We start from the raw sequence: 16,851 nt of genomic DNA, 5'->3' as shown, positions 1-16,851 counted from the left end.
GGTGGGCGGTATTGTATAGCGGTCAGGTAGGAGAAGGGACATACACGCGCGGTGGGTGGATCACCTGCAAAGGCCCTGGCCTACATCACGCAGGCCGAAGCCGGTATGATACGCGCCCGTCAGCGGAGTACCCCATGGCCAAAGACATCGACAATCCGTGCATCTCGCTTTGCCAGCTCAACAGCGAGCTGTGCGTCAGCTGTGGCCGGACCCGGGACGAGATCCGCAAATGGCGCGGCATGAAGCGCCCGGAGAAGATGGCGACCGTGCAGCGCGCGGCGGCGCGGATGAAGGCTATCGTCAAGAAGAACGCCAAGCGCCAGGTCATGGCGCCGTGAACAGGTAGTCCGAGGGTTCGAAGCGTTCGTGCGTGTCCATTTGGACGCCACGCAGATGCGCGGTTTCCTCAAATACGGCATACAGCGGGTCGGCGGCATAACCGATCAGCAGCGCGCGACGCGGTGCACCGCTGACGTTCAGGCTGCCGGCATGTACCAGGTCGACATCGAACACCAGGGCGTCGCCTGCTCGCCCGGCAAGCTGGACGCTGCGTGATTCATCACTGAAGTCGAAAGGTGGCGCGTGCGGGGCAGGTCGATGGCTGCCGGGGACGATACGGGTGGCACCGTTGTCCGGGCCGTAATCATCCAGGTAGACCATCACCCCCACCGTGTCGCCCGGGCGCTGCGCCGACAGGTCACGGTGCAGGCGCTGATGGCCACCCCCGGCAACGGGGGCGCGCCCCTCGACCTGGTAGAGGAAGAACCGTTCGCCGATCAACGCGCCCACCGCTGCCAGCACATGCGGCAAGCGGCAAACGGCCTGGACCGCTGCTGCGCCATCCAGTTGCGCATGACGCCAGTCCCCGGCGCGGGGCACCGGCCAGTCCTCCGAGGGTTTCACCCCGGCCTCGAACACCCGACGCAGCTCGTCCAGCCATTGTGCCGGGATCGCTTGGCGGAGCAGGGCATAGCCCGCCTGGTGGAGCTGTTGGTGATGGGGCATGGTACTCCCGCTATCCCTGTCAGTCGTGTGTTGGCCAAGGGTAGTGAGCCTGGTCGGCTTTTGCGAGCGCCACGGTAGCGTGCACTTGGCCAATCACTTCTAGGGTCTGTACGAAATGTGTCTGCGCGAAGGCCAGACAAGGCGAAACGGGGGGAGGAAGCGCAGTGTACTGGAGTACATGAGCATTCCGAGCCCCGTTTCAACGCAGTATGGGCGAGTGCAGATACATTTCGTACAGAGCCTAGACTTGCGTACATCACCTGTATCCGTGGGAGAGGCCCATGCGCAGACTCTGGCAAAAGTACCTGGCACTGCTCGACGCCGACCTCAGTGCCAAGGTGTTCGACAACTTGAAGAACCTGCTGGTGTGCGCGCTGCTGTTCGCCGCAGGCACCGAGGCGATTCACGGTGACCAGCAGATCCTGCTGGGCTTGTGGGTGTCGAGTTTTACCGGCTGGGGGCTGATCCTGGTATCGGCACTGTTGTTGCTGCTGAACGTCAGCGATACCTTGCACCGGCTGGCCAAGCTGCCTTATCACACGGCGCTGCAGGTGATCCTGTGTTTGCTTTACCTGGTGCTGGCTTCGCGGGTGGTCGAGATCGTGTGGAGCTTTCGGGCGGAGTAGCGGCTGGTGGGACCATGAAAGATGCCCACGCGACCCGTTGCGGCTCGTCCGGCGGTATGCCAAGACATTCGCCGGCGAATCCCGGATAATACCTGCCATTTTCCGCCCCGCTTCCTGGTACCCCCTCGCATGGAAATCAAGGTCAATTTTCTCGACAACCTCCGTCTCGAAGCCAAGTTCGACGACTTCACGGTGATCGCCGACCAGCCGATCCGCTACAAGGGCGATGGCTCGGCCCCGGGGCCGTTCGACTACTTCCTGGCCTCGTCGGCCCTGTGCGCGGCGTACTTCGTCAAGCTGTACTGCCAGACCCGCGACATTCCGACCGAAAACATCCGCCTGTCGCAGAACAACATCGTCGACCCCGAGAACCGCTACAACCAGATCTTCAAGATCCAGGTCGAGCTGCCCGAGGACATCTCCGAGAAGGACCGTCAGGGCATCCTGCGCTCCATCGACCGCTGCACCGTGAAGAAAGTGGTGCAGACCGGCCCCGAGTTCATCATCGAGGAGGTCGACAACCTCGACGCCGATGCCCAGGCATTGCTGATGCCGGTGTCGGACACCACCACCTACATCCCCGGCAAGGACCTGCCGCTGGAGCAGACCATCGCCAACATGTCTGCCCTGCTGGCGGAGCTGGGGATGAAGATCGAGATCGCTTCGTGGCGCAACATCGTGCCCAACGTCTGGTCGCTGCACGTGCGCGACGCGCAGTCGCCGATGTGCTTCACCAACGGCAAGGGCGCGACCAAGGAAGCGGCGCTGGCCTCGGCGCTGGGTGAGTTCATCGAGCGCTTGAACTGCAACTTCTTCTACAACGACCAGTTCTGGGGCGAGGACATCGCCAACGCCGCGTTCGTGCACTACCCCAACGAGCAGTGGTTCAAGCCTGGGCCCAAGGACGTGCTGCCGGCCGAGATCCTCGACCAGCACTGCCTGGAGATCTTCAACCCCGACGGCGAGCTGCGCGGCTCGCACCTGTACGACACCAATTCGGGCAACAAGGAGCGCGGTATCTGCTCGCTGCCGTTCGTGCGCCAGTCGGACGGCGAGACGGTGTACTTCCCGTCCAACCTGATCGAGAACCTGTACCTGAGCAATGGCATGAGCGCCGGCAACACCCTGGCCGAGGCGCAGGTGCAGTGCCTGTCGGAGATCTTCGAGCGGGCAGTCAAGCGCGAGATCCTCGAGGGCGAGCTGTGCCTGCCGGACGTGCCGCAGGAGGTACTGGCCAAGTACCCGGGCATCGTCGCCGGCATCCAGGGGCTGGAGGAGCAGGGCTTCCCGGTGCTGGTCAAGGACGCGTCGCTGGGTGGTGAGTTCCCGGTGATGTGCGTGACCCTGATGAACCCGCGCACCGGCGGCGTGTTCGCTTCGTTCGGTGCCCATCCGAGCTTCGAGGTGGCGCTGGAACGCAGCCTCACCGAACTGCTTCAGGGCCGCAGCTTCGAGGGCCTGAACGATCTGCCGCAGCCGACCTTCGACAGCCTCGCGCTGGCCGAGCCGAACAACTTCGTCGAGCACTTCATCGACTCCAGCGGCGTGGTGTCGTGGCGCTTCTTCAGCGCCAAGGCCGACTTCGAATTCGTCGAGTGGGACTTCTCGGGCCACGGCGAGGACTCCAACCAGCAGGAGGCGCAGACGCTGTTCGGCATCCTCGAGGACCTGGGCAAGGAGGTGTACATGGCCGTGTACGACGACCTCGGCGCCACCGCCTGCCGCATCCTGGTGCCGGGTTATTCGGAGATCTACCCGGTCGAGGACCTGATCTGGGACAACACCAACCGGGCGCTGGGCTTCCGTGCCGACATCCTCAACCTGCACCAGCTGGACAACCGCTCGCTGAAGCTGCTGCTCAAGCGTCTGGACAATGCCGAGGTGGACGATTACACCACCATCACCACGCTGATCGGCGTCGAGTTCGACGACAACACGGTGTGGGGCCAGTTGACCATCCTCGAGCTGAAACTGCTGATTCACCTGGTGCTGCAGCGCTTCGAGGACGCCAAGGAACTGGTCGAGATGTTCCTGCAGTTCAACGACAATACCGTCGAGCGCGGGCTGTTCTACCAGGCGCTGAACGTGGTGCTGGAGGTGGTGCTGGACGATGAGCTGGAGATGGCCGACTACGAGGCCAACTTCCGTCGCATGTTCGGCAACGAGCGGATGGACGCGGTGCTGGGCTCGGTGGATGGCAGCGTGCGTTTCCATGGTTTGACCCCGACCAGCATGAAGCTCGAGGGGCTGGACCGCCACCTGCGCCTGGTCGAGAGCTACAAGAAGCTGCATGCCGCACGGGCGAGGGCGGCTGGGTTGTACAACTGATCACCTCTTGAATGGCAAGGGCCGCGTAAAGCGGCCCTTTCTTTTTCGGTCAGCGTCCTGCACGGTTCGCGTTTAATCCTTTGCGCTTTACCGACCTCCAGCTGCGACGATGCACCACAGTTGCGCACTGAACAGGGTTGGTCTTAGCTGTTGCGGGCCCGGCGAGCGCTTGTCGCCCGTTGGGGAAGGATTGTCAGGGATAGACCCAAGGAGGGTTGGATGAACAGGAAAATGCTGGCAGGCGCGATACTGCTGTGGATGTGCTCGATGACGGCGCAGGCCGATTGCGCGGTACTGGGACCCTGGGAGGACCCTTGTGCCGGCCCGGTGCTGGGCCCGACGACCTGCGTGTGCGAGCGCTGATCACCGCGAAGGTGCAGGGAAGAATCAATCATTGACCAGGAGGTTACCCATGAAGAACGTCATGTTGGCTGTACTGCTGCTGTGGGGCTTTTCCGTGACGGCCCAGGCGTCGTGCCCGGTATTCGGCCCGGGCGAAGATCCTTGCGCGGGGCCTGTGTTCGGGCCTTCCACCTGCGAGTGCCCTTGATCCCATGGCCGCCTGAGACGGCAGGCGCGAGCTTGCGCGGCGGATAACGGCCGGGCTGGCTGCACAACGATCACTACGTATTCGAGGGGCGTGGAACCTCTCGATGGGCGTGCAGCCCGGCCAGCACCTCGGCGGCGGTGGTGACGTGACCGAAATGGTGTTTCCACAGCTCGATGCCCAGTTGCCCGGAGCGGTCCAGCGAGGAACCCATGGTCAGGTCGGTGACCAGTGTCGGGGTAAGGCCCGCATCGAACAGGGCGAAGCCTGCGGCCAGCACGCAGGTCTCGGTCTGCAGCCCGCAGACCAGCACGCGTTCGACGCCGAGGCTTTTGATGTGGTCGAGGGTCTCGGCGGTCTGGCTGTAACCATGCTTGACGAACACCTTGTCCGCCTCGACCAGGGCCACGTCCTCGCTGGCCGGGTGCCACCCGAGCTGGCGCTGGAAAGGCGTGACCTGCTCGTCGTGCAGCTCGACCGAGGCGATGGTGGGGATATGCGCCGACAGCATGCGGATGCCATCCACCAGTTTCTCGGAGGGGCTGAAGGTGGATTGCACATCGACGATGAGCAGGACTTGCTGCATGGCGGTTTTCCGGGCGAGGTTCGAAGGCTGGCGAGTATACCGCCGCACGCCGGTTTTTTGCGGCAAGGGGCTCTCTATGAACGTGTCGCGTTCACCGGACAAGCCGCTTCAGGGCCTCACCTGCAATTTCGTGGGTCAGTTTCTCTGCGCCCAGGTGCCTTCCCAGGCGTAACGCCTGCCCGGCCCACAGGTTGCTGAAATCACTGTTGCCTTGCGGGTCGCTGATCGCGCGCAGCGGCATGAGCGCGCCGCCGGCCAACGGGAAGCGTGGGGCCAGGGCGCTCATCGGGCCTAGCTCGCGCATGAGGCGGTTGTTGATGCCGCGGGCCGGGCGGCCGGTGAACAGGTTGGTCAGCGCGGTATCGCTGGCCGGGGCGCTGTCCAGGGCGTGGCGGTGCGCAGGTGAGACCTTGGCCTCGGGGCAGAACAGGTAGGCGGTGCCGATCTGCACCGCCGAGGCGCCCAGGGCCAGGGCGGCAAGCAGGCCGCGGTGATCAGCCACGCCGCCTGCCGCGATCACCGGCAGGCTCACCGCGTCGACGATCTGCGGCACCAGGGCGAAGGTGCCGATCTGGCTGGTGATGTCGTTGCTGAGGAACATGCCGCGATGGCCGCCGGCTTCATAGCCCATGGCGATGATCGCGTCGCAGCCGTGCTGTTCCAGCCAGATCGCTTCCTCCACCGTGGTGGCGCTGGACAGCACCTTGGCACCTGCCGCCTTGACCCGCTGCAGCAGCGCCGGCGCTGGCAGGCCGAAGTGGAAACTGACCACTTCCGGGCGCAGCTGCTCCACCAGCTGGCAGCTCTGCTCGTCGAAGGGCGCGCGATTGGACACCGGCGTCGGCGCCTCGAAGTCCGCGCCGACTTCCTCGTAGAAGGGCTTTAGCGCCTGTTTCCAGCGAGCGTCTTGCTCGGGGTCTGGCGCCGGCGGTTGGTGGCAGAAGAAGTTCAGGTTGAGCGGACCCTGGCAGGCGCTGCGAAAGGCTTCGATCTCGCCACGCAGCTGCTCGCTGGAGAGCATGGCGCAGGGCAGGGCGCCCAGGCCTCCGGCATGACCGACGGCAATGGCCATGGCTGAGCCGGTGGCGCCGGCCATGGGCGCCTGGAGGATAGGCAGCTCGATGTTCAGCAGGTCGAGGATGCGGCGGTCTGGCCAGGTGCTCATGGGCGACTCCTTGAGTGCGGTGGGATCCAGAGTAGCTACAGGGCCTTGCTGACCTGGATGTCGCTGATCTTGTCGGCGTCGTCGCCATGGATCTTGCGCAGGGCTTCCTGCGCCTGCTCCAGGGAGGCGTCGGGCATCAGGGCGAAATCCCAGCGGCGTTCGCCGTCGAGCTTGTACTTGATCACGTACTTGATGGTCTGGGTCATGCTGGTCTCATCCGAGTTTCGACGACGAGCGACGAATGATCTTGATCTTGTGGGTCAGGGTTGGCTTGCGCGTCACGGAGATCGGGCGGGTGGTCACGGTGTCGATGGTGATGTTCCAGAAACCGGTGCTGGGTACGGTGATCTTCGCCGGGAATTTCTCGAAGTGGCCGCCGTGGTAGGTATGCCGGCCGCCATTCTTGAAACTGCGGAAGTTGGCGTCGTTCATCAGGCGGATGTTGCAGCGCTGGGAACACTCGATGACGACGATGTCGTCCTCGTTCAGGTGTTCGCGCTGGTGTACGAATTTCATGGGGCGCTCCGCAAGGATTGTTTCTGCAAACGCGAAAGATATCACGATGTGAGGTTACACTTGCGCCCGGGCTGACCAAGCCAAGGAGATTTCCGCCAGACGTGGGAGCAAAAACGCCTGGACGTGGTCAGAGGATGACTTTGAAGTTGGAGAGTGTGTGCATGAAATGGGTAGTAGCGGCAGCGGTGCTGGCATTGGGAGGCTGTGTCAGCGTGACGGAACTCGAGCAGTCCCACGCCACCTTGGACGTGATCTCTGGCAAGACGCCACGTGAGTACGCCGACTGCGTGAAGCGCAAGCTGGCTGAAACGCGTGATCCGTTGCAAGAGGAGGTGCGCGGTGAAAACCTGCGCCTGACCGTGCCGCAGAAGCTGACGGCTGGCGTGGGGCCGGCGGCGCTGCTCGATATCGACAAGCGCGGCAGCGGCAGCGCGATCAAGGTCTACGAGCGGTTGAACAATTTCCCGCTGCGCCTGGGCGATGTGCGCACGGCCGCCACCCAATGCATCTCCGGTTCTTGATCCAGCTCAGTTAATCGGCAATTAGCTGGCGTATTGCCATTTTCCTTCCCGGCGGCACGTTGTCGCAGGCCGGGGAATAGGCCTAGTATTTCTGGGCTTATATCGTTTGAGCCTAAGCTTATAACAAGGAAATGGAGCCTCCGTGATGAAACCCCTGAGCCATGTCGTGATCGGCAGCCTGCTGATCTTGGCCTGGCCCTCGGCGCACGCTGCCGACGGCCAGAAAATCTTCAACCAGGGCGGGCAGAATCCCGCCGCCATGGCCTGTCTGGGCTGCCATGGCGCGGACGGCAAAGGCATCGCCGCCGCCGGCTTTCCCCGCCTTGCCGGCCTGCCCGCCGGCTATCTGAGCAAGCAATTGCAGGACTTTCGCAGTGGCAGCCGCAAGCAGGCGGTGATGGAGCCGCTGGCCAAGGCCCTGGACGATACGGAAATCGAAGCGATCAGCGCCTATTTGGCCAAGCTGCCGGCCGATGCCGCACCTGACACGCGGCGTCAGCAGATCACCACCGATCCGGTGGCCCGCCTGGCCATCTACGGCGACTGGAGCCGCAAGATTCCCGGTTGCGTGCAGTGCCATGGCCCGGGTGGCAGCGGTGTCGGCGAGCACTTCCCGCCGTTGGCCGGGCAGCCGGCCAGCTACCTGGTGGCACAGCTCAACGCCTGGCGCGATGGTAGCCGCAGCAACGACCCCAACCAGCTGATGGTGGATGTCGCCAAAGCGATGACCGATGCCGAGGTCAAGGCAGTTGCCGACTACTTCGCACAGCCGGCAAGCCAGGAGGTCAAGCCATGAAGACCCTTATGCCAACCCTGCTGCTGCTGGCCATGGGCACTGCCCAGGCCGCCCCTATTGCCATGGAAGACCAGTCCCAGCTCAAGGTGCCGGGCGTGCAGGCGGCCCCGCAATTCGTACCGCCCGCGGAAAGCGCCATTCCGGACAACGCCTTCGGCAAGATGGTCCGCGAAGGGCATGCGCTGTTCGTCGATACCCGCAGGCTGATGCCCGAAGCCGTCGGCAATGGCCTGAACTGCAGCAACTGCCACCTCGACCAGGGCCGTCTGTTCCATTCCGCGCCGCTTTGGGGCGCCTATCCGATGTACCCGGCGTACCGTAAGAAAAACGACAAGGTCAACACCTTCGCCGAACGCATCCAGGGCTGCTTCACCTTCAGCATGAACGGCAAGCCGCCGGCGGCCGACAGCCCGCAGACGACCGCGCTGAGTGTGTATGCCTACTGGTTGTCGACCCAGGCGCCGACGGGGGTGGAGATCGCCGGTCGCGGCTATCCGGACGTGCCGAAGCCCAAGGATGGCTACGACTTCAAGCGCGGCAAGCAGGTGTATGACGAACAATGCGCGATCTGCCACGGCGGCAACGGCGAAGGGCAGAAGGTGGCCGGGGAGTACGTGATGCCGCCGCTGTGGGGCAAGGACTCGTACAACTGGGGGGCCGGCATGCACCGGATCAACACCGCGGCGTCGTTCATCAAGTACAACATGCCGTTGGGCAAGCCCGGCAGCCTGAGTGACCAGCAGGCCTGGGACGTGGCAGCCTGGATCAATCGCCATGAGCGACCGCAGGATCCGCGCCTGGTCGAAGGCTCGATCGAGAAGACCCGGCTGAAGTTCCATGCCAATGACGGGGTCAACCTGTATGGGCAGAAAGTCGATGGCGTGTTGATCGGGCAGGGGATCGGCGGTTGAGCTGAAACCCTCGCGGGGCAAGCCCGTTCCCACGCCCCGCAAGGGGCGATCGTGGGGGCGGGCCCGTCCCGCCATGACGCCGCCAGGCGCTTAAAATTCACGGCCTTCAGGAACTATCTACACTGGAATATCTCTATGATGGCATCGGCCAGCGCGGGGGGCATTGTAAGGTGACCGCCGCCTGATTAGACTGCGCCGAATTTCGTACGCAAAGCCCTTGTTAAGGACGTATATGATCAAGAAATGCTTGTTCCCGGCAGCCGGTTACGGCACCCGCTTCCTGCCCGCTACCAAAGCCATGCCCAAGGAAATGCTGCCGGTGGTCAACAAGCCACTGATCCAGTATGGCGTTGAAGAAGCGCTGGACGCTGGCCTCAGCGAGATCTCCATCGTCACCGGCCGTGGCAAGCGTGCCCTGGAAGACCACTTCGACATCAGCTACGAGCTGGAAAACCAGATCAAGGGCACCGACAAGGAGAAGTACCTGGTCGGCATCCGTCGTCTGCTCGACGAGTGCTCGTTCTCCTACACCCGCCAGACCGAAATGAAAGGCCTGGGCCATGCGATCTTGACCGGCCGCCCGCTGATCGGCGACGAGCCGTTCGCCGTGGTGCTGGCCGACGACCTGTGCGTCAACCCGGAAGGTGACGGCGTATTGACCCAGATGGTCAAACTGTTCAAGCAGTACCGCTGCTCGATCGTTGCCATCCAGGAAGTCGACCCGCAGGAAACCAACAAGTACGGTGTGATCGCCGGCGAAATGATCCGTGACGACATCTACCGCGTGACCAACATGGTCGAGAAGCCGAAACCGGAAGACGCGCCGTCGAACCTGGCGATCATCGGTCGCTACATCCTGACTCCGGACATCTTCGACATCATCGCCAACACCGAACCTGGCAAGGGCGGCGAGATCCAGATCACCGACGCCCTGCTGCAACAGGCCAAGGATGGCTGTGTGATCGCCTACAAGTTCAAGGGCAAGCGTTTCGACTGCGGTGGCGCCGAGGGTTACATCGACGCGACCAACTTCTGCTTCGAGAACTACTACAAGACTGGCAAGGCGTACTGAGTTCGCCCGGCAGGTCCAGAAGCCACCCCTCGGGGTGGCTTTTTTGTCTGTGGCAGGTAACGGCGCTATGCTGGGCGCCTGCCTAGGAGACTGAATGCATGGCCTACGATTTTGATCTGTTCGTGATTGGCGCCGGTTCCGGCGGTGTGCGCGCGGCGCGATTCGCCGCGGGCTTCGGTGCCAAGGTGGCGGTGGCCGAGAGCCGTTACCTGGGGGGCACCTGCGTCAATGTCGGCTGCGTGCCGAAGAAACTGCTGGTGTACGGCGCCCATGTGGCCGACGAGCTGGAACAGGCCGCTGGCTTCGGTTGGACCCTCGAGGAGGGGCATTTCGACTGGGGTACGTTGATCGCCAACAAGAACCGCGAGATCGAGCGCCTCAACGGCATCTATCGCAACTTGCTGGTCAACAGTGGCGTCACCCTGCTGCAGGGACATGCCCGGATCACCGGCGCCAATGAAGTAGAGGTCGAGGGTCAACGTTATACGGCGGCTACCATCCTGATCGCCACCGGTGGCTGGCCAAAGGTGCCCGACATCCCCGGCAAGGAGCTGGCGATCACCTCCAACGAAGCCTTCTACCTCAAGGCATTGCCACGTCGAGTACTGGTAGTGGGGGGCGGTTATATCGCCGTGGAGTTCGCCGGTATCTTCCAGGGTCTGGGCGCCGCTACCACGCTGCTGTATCGCGGCGACCTGTTCCTGCGCGGTTTCGACGGCTCGGTGCGCACGCACCTGAAGGAAGAACTGGAAAAGCGCGGCATGGACCTTCAGTTCAACGCCGATATCCAGCGCATCGACAAACTCGATGACGGCAGCCTCAAGGCCACCCTCAAGGATGGTCGCGAGCTGGTGGCCGATTGCATCTTCTACGCCACCGGCCGGCGGCCGATGTTGGACAACCTGGGCCTGGAAAACACCGGGGTGGAGCTGGATCCGCGTGGTTTCATCCGTGTCGATGAGCAGTTCCAGACCACCGAGCCTTCGATCCTGGCCATCGGCGATGTGATCGGCCGGGTGCAACTGACGCCGGTGGCCCTGGCCGAAGGCATGGCTGTGGCCCGACGTCTGTTCAAGCCTGAGCAGTACCGGCCTGTCGATTACCAGAACATCCCGACAGCGGTGTTCAGCCAGCCACCGATCGGCACCGTGGGCCTGACCGAGGAACAGGCGCTGGCCGCCGGGCACAAGGTGCAGATCTTCGAGAGCCGCTTCCGGGCGATGAAGCTGACCCTCACCGACATCCAGGAGAAGACCTTGATGAAGCTGGTGGTCGACGCCGAGACCGACAAGGTCCTGGGCTGCCACATGGTCGGCCCGGATGCCGGTGAAATCATCCAGGGGCTGGGGATCGCCCTGAAGGCCGGCGCGACCAAGCAGCAGTTCGACGAGACCATCGGCGTGCACCCGACCGCCGCCGAAGAGTTCGTGACCATGCGTACCGTCACTCGCTGATACGCCTTATCGCGGGGCAAGCCCGCTCCCACGCCAGTTATCGCCGGGCGTGGGAGCGGGCTTGCCCCGCGATGCTTTTGACCCCGCGCAATCCTTTGCTCAGCCCAATCCCTTCTATTAATAATCGCGCCTTATAGCCAAAACCAATCGCAAGCATGAGCTTTGCCAATGAGCCTTTAACGGGACCAGCGGTTAGGATTCTCTCCGTCAACTGATTTCAACCCATTGAAATTCAATCCATGAAGGAGCGTCTCTCATGCCTATCATCAACAGCCAGGTCAAACCGTTCAACGCCACCGCCTACCACAACGGCGAGTTCGTCCAGGTCAGCGAAGCCGACCTGAAAGGCAAGTGGTCCGTCGTATTCTTCTACCCAGCCGACTTCACCTTCGTCTGCCCAACCGAACTGGGCGACCTGGCCGACAACTACGCCGAGTTCCAGAAACTGGGCGTGGAAATCTACGGCGTGTCCACCGACACCCACTTCACCCACAAAGCCTGGCACGACACCTCGGACACCATCGGCAAGATCAAGTACCCGCTGATCGGTGACCCGACCCACGTCATCTCGCGCAACTTCGACGTGCTGATCGAGGAAGCCGGCCTGGCCGATCGCGGTACCTTCGTGATCAACCCGGAAGGCCAGATCAAGATCGTCGAACTGAACGACGGTGGTGTAGGCCGCGATGCTGCCGAGCTGCTGCGTAAAGTGAAGGCTGCCCAGTACGTTGCCGCTCACCCAGGCGAAGTCTGCCCGGCCAAGTGGAAAGAAGGCGAAGCTACTCTGGCACCGTCCCTGGACCTGGTCGGCAAGATCTAAAGCGAAGCCTTTGATCATGCGCCAATCGCGGGCGGTAGGCAGCCGCCAAAGCTGAAGCAGTTACCGCCCCGTAAAAACGCCCGGGCGATCTCGCCTGGGCGTTTTTGTATCCGAGTTTTGAAAAAGGAATCGCCCGTATGTTGGACGCCACGCTTAAATCGCAACTGAAAACCTACCTGGAGCGGGTCACCCAGCCGATCGAGATCGTTGCTTCCCTCGACGACGGCGCGAAGTCCCGCGAATTGCACGACCTGCTGGTGGAAATCGCCGGCCTGTCGAACCTGATTACCTTCGCCGCGGACGGCACCGACGCCCGTCGGCCTTCGTTCTCGCTGAACCGCCCGGGCGCCGACATCAGCCTGCGCTTTGCCGGCATCCCCATGGGCCACGAATTCACTTCCCTGGTGCTGGCGCTGCTGCAAGTCGGTGGCCACCCCTCCAAGGCCAGTGCCGAATTGATCGAGCAGATCCAGGCGCTTGAAGGTGAGTTCACCTTCGAAACCTACTTCTCGCTGTCGTGCCAGAACTGCCCGGACGTAGTCCAGGCGCTGAACCTGATGGCGGTGCTCAACCCCAACGTGCGCCATGTGGCCATCGATGGTGCGCTGTTCCAGGACGAAGTGGAAAGCCGCAAGATCATGGCGGTGCCGAGCGTCTACCTGAACGGCGAAGTGTTCGGCCAGGGGCGTATGGGCCTGGAAGAGATCCTCGGCAAGATCGACACCAATGCCGGTGCCCGCCAGGCCGAGAAGATCAATGCCAAGGACGCCTTCGACGTGCTGGTGGTCGGCGGTGGCCCGGCCGGTGCTGCCGCGGCCATCTACGCTGCGCGCAAGGGCATCCGGACCGGTGTTGCTGCCGAGCGTTTCGGTGGGCAGGTGCTCGACACCCTGGCCATCGAGAACTTCATCTCGGTGCAGGAGACCGAAGGGCCGAAGCTGGCCACGGCCCTGGAAGAGCACGTCAAGCAGTACGACGTCGACATCATGAACCTGCAGCGCGGCGAAGCGCTGATCCCGGCCACCGGCGGCGGCCTGCACGAAGTGCGCCTGGCCGGGGGCGCCTCGCTCAAGGCCAAGACCGTGATCCTGGCCACCGGTGCCCGCTGGCGTGAGATGAACGTCCCGGGCGAGCAGCAATACCGCGCTCGCGGCGTGGCCTACTGCCCGCACTGCGATGGCCCGCTGTTCAAGGGCAAGCGCGTGGCGGTGATCGGTGGCGGCAACTCCGGCGTGGAAGCGGCCATCGACCTGGCCGGTGTCGTTGCCCAGGTGACCCTGATCGAGTTCGACAGCCAGCTGCGTGCCGATGCCGTGCTGCAGCGCAAGCTGCACAGCCTGCCGAACGTCAAGGTGATCACCAGCGCGCTGACCACCGAAGTGCTCGGCGATGGCGAGAAGGTCACCGGCCTGCGTTACAAGGACCGCGCCACCGATGCGTTGCACGACCTGGCACTGGAAGGCATCTTCGTGCAGATCGGCTTGCTGCCGAACACCGACTGGCTCAAGGGCACCGTGGAGCTGTCGCCGCGCGGCGAGATCATCGTCGACGCCAAGGGCCAGACCAGCATCCCGGGTGTGTTCGCTGCCGGTGACGTGACCACGGTGCCGTACAAGCAGATCGTCATCGCAGTGGGCGAGGGCGCCAAGGCGTCGCTGGCCGCCTTCGATCACCTGATCCGCACTTCGGCCCCGGCCTGACCGCCTGCGGGTGCAACGCAAAAACGCCGCCATCCCTCGGGGATGGCGGCGTTTTAGTGGGTGTCGCCTGTCTCAGGCCGGTTTGCCCAAGGCCGCGTCGGTGGCCTTGCCACGCCCGCCCAGCCACACCAGCAGCAACCCGGCCGCCGCCAGCAGGCCGCCGGCCATCGGCACCGCCGCGTAGCCCAGATCCAGGCTGATCACCGCGCCGCCCAGGGCCGCGCCCACGGCATTGCCCAGGTTGAACGCGCCGACGTTGATCGACGACGCCAGCCCCGGCGCTTCGGCCGCGGCGATCATCACCCGCATCTGCAGCGGCGGAACCACGGCGAAGGTGAATACCCCCCAGACCAGCAGCGCGAGCGCCGCGCCGACATGGCTGCCCAGTACCAGCGGCATCAGCAACATGATCGCCGCCAGTGCGCCGAGGAAGATCCTTGCGGCACCGTCCAGCGACCAGTCGGCCAGCTTGCCACCCAGGCTGTTGCCCAAGGTGAAGCCGACGCCAATCAGCACCAGGCCGAGGGTGACGAAACTGGCGGAGGCGCCGGTCAGCTCGGCGAGCACCGGCGCGACATAGGTGTACAGGGTGAACATGGCGCCTGCGCCGAGCACGGTGGTGGCCATGGCCAGCAGCACGTTGGGACGGGCGATTACCGCCAGCTCCTTGCGGACATGGGGCACGTTGCCGCGCTCGCCCTTGGGCAGTGCATACCACAGTGCGGCGATGGCCAGCAGGCCGAGCACCGCGGTGCCGGCAAAGGCCATGCGCCAGCCGACCTGCTGGCCGAGCCAGGTGGCGGCCGGCACGCCGCCGATGTTGGCGATGGTCAGGCCCATGAACATGGTGGCCACGGCGCTGGCCTGCTTGTCCCGAGGCACCACGCTGGCGGCCACCACCGCGCCCAGGCCGAAGAAGGCGCCATGGTTGAGGCTGGTGATCAGGCGCGAGACAAGCAGGGTGTAGTAGTCCGGCGACAGTGCCGACAGCAGGTTGCCCAGGGTGAAGATGCCCATCAGCATCATCAGCGCGGCACGCTTGCCGAAGCGGCTGAACAGCAAGGTCATGATCGGCGCGCCGACCATGACGCCGATGGCATAGGCGGTGATCAGCATGCCCGCGCTGGGAATGCTGGCGCCGACGCCATCGGCGATCACTGGCAGCAGGCCCATGGGGGTGAACTCGGTGGTGCCGATGCCGAAGGCGCCGATGGCCAGGGCGAACAGCACCCGTTTGGGGGAAAGCGTGCTCATTGGGAGCTCCGAAAAAGCGTTTGAAATCAGGGAGGTGGGCCTCCATGCCCGAAGGATATCAGTCCCAGGCCGGCGCCAGGCCGTCCGGGCTGACTTCACGGCCGTCACGCTCCAGGGTGGCGATGCGCGCCATGTCTTCGGCGTCCAGGCGCAGGCTCTGGGCGAGCAGGTTGCTGGCCAGGTTCTCGCGCTTGGTCGATGAAGGGATCACCGCGTAGCCCAGTTGCAATGCCCAGGCCAAGGCCACCTGGGCCACGGTGGCCTTGTGCTTGGCGGCGATTTGCGCCAGTAGCGGATCCTTCAGGACCTTGCCATAGGCCAGGGTCATGTAGGAGGTTGTGGCGATGCCTTGTTCCGCGAGGAAGGCGGTGAGCTTGCGGTTTTGCAGATACGGGCTGAGCTCGATCTGGTTGGTGGCGATCTCCCCCTGGCCGACCACGGCGATGGCCTGGCGGGTCAGCTCGATATTGAAGTTGGAGATGCCGATCTGGCGGGTCAGGCCCTGGCGCTTGGCCTCGGCCAGGGCCTGCATGTATTCGGGCAGTTCGACGCCATTGCCTGGGGCCGGCCAGTGGATCAGCAGCAGGTCGACATGCTCGGTGCGCAGTTTGGTCAGGCTCTCGCGCAGGCTGGGGATCAGTTTGTCGGCGGCGTAGTTGTCGACCCAGATCTTGGTGGTGATGAACAGCTTGTCGCGCGGCACGCCGCTTGCGGCGATAGCCTGGCCGACCTCGGCCTCGTTCTTGTAGATCTGCGCGGTGTCGATGGCGCGGTAGCCCAGCTCCAGCGCCGCACTGACCGAGTCGATGACGGCCTGGCCGGTGAGGCGGAATGTGCCAAGGCCAAAGGATGGAATGCTCATGGATGTGCTCCTGTCGAGTGAATGAGTGCAGTGTGCAGGGTTCGGCGGAATTGATTAAGGCCTCGACAAACCAAGATCCTTTGAGCTGGAGTCATGAATGGAGGGTTGGGTTGTGATCGGTGCGTGACAATAATGGCGCTCACCCGCGGAGGGATACGCTGGATAAGACCGGCCGGGCCGATAATCGCAGTCAGGCCAGCGTTACCGGAGGATGTTGTGATTGAGCAAGTGCGGCTAGGCGTGGCCATGGCTGGATCGACGAAGCTGTGGCCTGCCGTATTTCCAGGAGCAGCCTGATTTGTCAGTCAATGCCCTTTACCAGCAACGGTTCGAGACCGTACTGGCCTATATCGAGGACAACCTCGAAGGTGACCTGTCGGTGGAGACCTTGAGCGCCGTGGCACATTTTTCGGCGTTTCATTTTCACCGTCAGTTCAGTGCCTATGTGGGCGTCCCGGTTGCCCGTTATGTGCAACTGATGCGCCTGCGCCGTGCCGCGCATCGGTTGGTCGGCCAGCCCGAATACTCGGTGCTGGACGCGGCGCTGGCGGCGGGCTTCGAAAGTCCGGAAGCGTTCAGCCGGGCGTTTCGCCGGGCCTTCGGGCATGCGCCCAGCGCGTTGCGCCGGCGGCCGGACTGGCAGGCGCTAGCGCGCAGCCGATCCGCAAATGAAACGGCCCGCCATAAG

19 protein-coding genes and 1 pseudogene are annotated in these 16,851 nt (G+C 63.7%); 13 read left to right on the top strand and 7 right to left on the bottom strand.

Going from position 1 to position 16,851, the window contains the following annotated elements:
• The first annotated feature begins 134 nt into the window (after positions 1-134).
• Complete coding sequence (locus KHO27_RS12165; protein WP_214501889.1) at positions 135-338, top strand: DUF1289 domain-containing protein; 204 nt, start codon at positions 135-137, stop codon at positions 336-338.
• Here the strand turns inward: KHO27_RS12165 and KHO27_RS12160 are convergent.
• Entirely contained in the window at positions 325-1,005 is a 681-nt protein-coding gene (locus KHO27_RS12160) for a phytanoyl-CoA dioxygenase family protein (RefSeq protein WP_214501888.1), read from the bottom strand. The genes KHO27_RS12165 and KHO27_RS12160 overlap by 14 nt on opposite strands.
• Positions 1,006-1,286: 281 nt before the next feature.
• On the opposite strand from KHO27_RS12160, the gene KHO27_RS12155 reads away from it, so the two are divergent.
• The 4 genes from KHO27_RS12155 to KHO27_RS12140 all read left to right on the top strand — a co-directional run bounded on the left by KHO27_RS12155 (position 1,287) and on the right by KHO27_RS12140 (position 4,509).
• Positions 1,287-1,631 (top strand): hypothetical protein, encoded by a 345-nt coding sequence (locus tag KHO27_RS12155; protein ID WP_023630028.1) that lies wholly within the window; start codon positions 1,287-1,289, stop codon positions 1,629-1,631.
• Positions 1,632-1,760: 129 nt separating this feature from the next.
• Complete coding sequence (locus tag KHO27_RS12150) at positions 1,761-3,959, top strand: OsmC domain/YcaO domain-containing protein (RefSeq protein WP_214501887.1); 2,199 nt, start codon at positions 1,761-1,763, stop codon at positions 3,957-3,959.
• A 219-nt stretch (positions 3,960-4,178) separates the two neighbouring features.
• Entirely contained in the window at positions 4,179-4,322 is a 144-nt protein-coding gene (locus KHO27_RS12145; RefSeq protein ID WP_023630030.1) for a PA0050 family protein, read from the top strand.
• A 49-nt stretch (positions 4,323-4,371) separates the two neighbouring features.
• A complete protein-coding gene (locus KHO27_RS12140) occupies positions 4,372-4,509 on the top strand; it encodes a PA0050 family protein (protein ID WP_110703645.1) in 138 nt (45 codons plus the stop codon).
• A gap of 73 nt (positions 4,510-4,582) precedes the next feature.
• Here KHO27_RS12140 and KHO27_RS12135 read toward each other — a convergent pair whose 3' ends face one another.
• From KHO27_RS12135 to KHO27_RS12120, 4 genes are all read right to left on the bottom strand, one after another.
• On the bottom strand, positions 4,583-5,092 hold the full coding sequence (locus KHO27_RS12135; RefSeq protein WP_214501886.1) for a cysteine hydrolase family protein: 510 nt from the start codon (positions 5,090-5,092) through the stop codon (positions 4,583-4,585).
• A gap of 91 nt (positions 5,093-5,183) precedes the next feature.
• Complete coding sequence (locus KHO27_RS12130) at positions 5,184-6,257, bottom strand: NAD(P)H-dependent flavin oxidoreductase (protein WP_214501885.1); 1,074 nt, start codon at positions 6,255-6,257, stop codon at positions 5,184-5,186.
• A gap of 35 nt (positions 6,258-6,292) precedes the next feature.
• Positions 6,293-6,463 carry a hypothetical protein gene (locus KHO27_RS12125; RefSeq protein ID WP_094011390.1) on the bottom strand — a complete coding sequence of 57 codons (171 nt, stop codon included), beginning with the start codon at positions 6,461-6,463 and terminating at the stop codon, positions 6,293-6,295.
• A 7-nt stretch (positions 6,464-6,470) separates the two neighbouring features.
• The gene (locus KHO27_RS12120) at positions 6,471-6,773 is read right to left on the bottom strand and encodes a DUF1883 domain-containing protein (RefSeq protein WP_046855131.1); all 303 of its coding nucleotides are present in this window, start codon (positions 6,771-6,773) and stop codon (positions 6,471-6,473) included.
• A gap of 161 nt (positions 6,774-6,934) precedes the next feature.
• On the opposite strand from KHO27_RS12120, the gene KHO27_RS12115 reads away from it, so the two are divergent.
• The 7 genes from KHO27_RS12115 to ahpF all read left to right on the top strand — a co-directional run bounded on the left by KHO27_RS12115 (position 6,935) and on the right by ahpF (position 14,047).
• Entirely contained in the window at positions 6,935-7,294 is a 360-nt protein-coding gene (locus KHO27_RS12115) for a hypothetical protein (RefSeq protein WP_023631137.1), read from the top strand.
• Positions 7,295-7,439: 145 nt separating this feature from the next.
• Positions 7,440-8,090 (top strand): c-type cytochrome, encoded by a 651-nt coding sequence (locus tag KHO27_RS12110; RefSeq protein ID WP_102682877.1) that lies wholly within the window; start codon positions 7,440-7,442, stop codon positions 8,088-8,090.
• Positions 8,087-9,001: a c-type cytochrome gene (locus KHO27_RS12105; protein WP_214501884.1), complete on the top strand. Its 915-nt coding sequence runs from the start codon at positions 8,087-8,089 to the stop codon at positions 8,999-9,001. Before KHO27_RS12110 ends, KHO27_RS12105 begins: the two co-directional genes overlap by 4 nt.
• Positions 9,002-9,233: 232 nt before the next feature.
• On the top strand, positions 9,234-10,073 hold the full coding sequence (gene galU, locus KHO27_RS12100) for a UTP--glucose-1-phosphate uridylyltransferase GalU (protein WP_023631140.1): 840 nt from the start codon (positions 9,234-9,236) through the stop codon (positions 10,071-10,073).
• Between the two features lie 98 nt (positions 10,074-10,171).
• On the top strand, positions 10,172-11,527 hold the full coding sequence (gene gorA / locus KHO27_RS12095; RefSeq protein WP_046855136.1) for a glutathione-disulfide reductase: 1,356 nt from the start codon (positions 10,172-10,174) through the stop codon (positions 11,525-11,527).
• 256 nt (positions 11,528-11,783) lie between these two features.
• Positions 11,784-12,347 (top strand): alkyl hydroperoxide reductase subunit C, encoded by a 564-nt coding sequence (ahpC, locus tag KHO27_RS12090; protein WP_023631141.1) that lies wholly within the window; start codon positions 11,784-11,786, stop codon positions 12,345-12,347.
• 137 nt (positions 12,348-12,484) lie between these two features.
• Complete coding sequence (gene ahpF / locus KHO27_RS12085) at positions 12,485-14,047, top strand: alkyl hydroperoxide reductase subunit F (RefSeq protein ID WP_214501883.1); 1,563 nt, start codon at positions 12,485-12,487, stop codon at positions 14,045-14,047.
• 72 nt (positions 14,048-14,119) lie between these two features.
• On the opposite strand, the gene KHO27_RS12080 is transcribed toward ahpF, so the two are convergent.
• The gene (locus KHO27_RS12080; RefSeq protein WP_214501882.1) at positions 14,120-15,301 is read right to left on the bottom strand and encodes an MFS transporter; all 1,182 of its coding nucleotides are present in this window, start codon (positions 15,299-15,301) and stop codon (positions 14,120-14,122) included.
• 58 nt (positions 15,302-15,359) lie between these two features.
• Positions 15,360-16,163 carry a 2,5-didehydrogluconate reductase DkgB gene (dkgB, locus tag KHO27_RS12075; protein WP_214501881.1) on the bottom strand — a complete coding sequence of 268 codons (804 nt, stop codon included), beginning with the start codon at positions 16,161-16,163 and terminating at the stop codon, positions 15,360-15,362.
• A gap of 271 nt (positions 16,164-16,434) precedes the next feature.
• Here dkgB and KHO27_RS12070 point away from each other — a divergent pair.
• Positions 16,435-16,806, top strand: a pseudogene (locus KHO27_RS12070) (helix-turn-helix domain-containing protein); the annotation flags it as partial.
• Between the last annotated feature and the right edge of the window lie 45 nt (positions 16,807-16,851).

The sequence above is a fragment of the Pseudomonas sp. RC3H12 genome, from assembly GCF_018596375.1.
GTDB lineage: Bacteria > Pseudomonadota > Gammaproteobacteria > Pseudomonadales > Pseudomonadaceae > Aquipseudomonas.
This window is presented reverse-complemented; position numbering and strand designations above follow the sequence as displayed.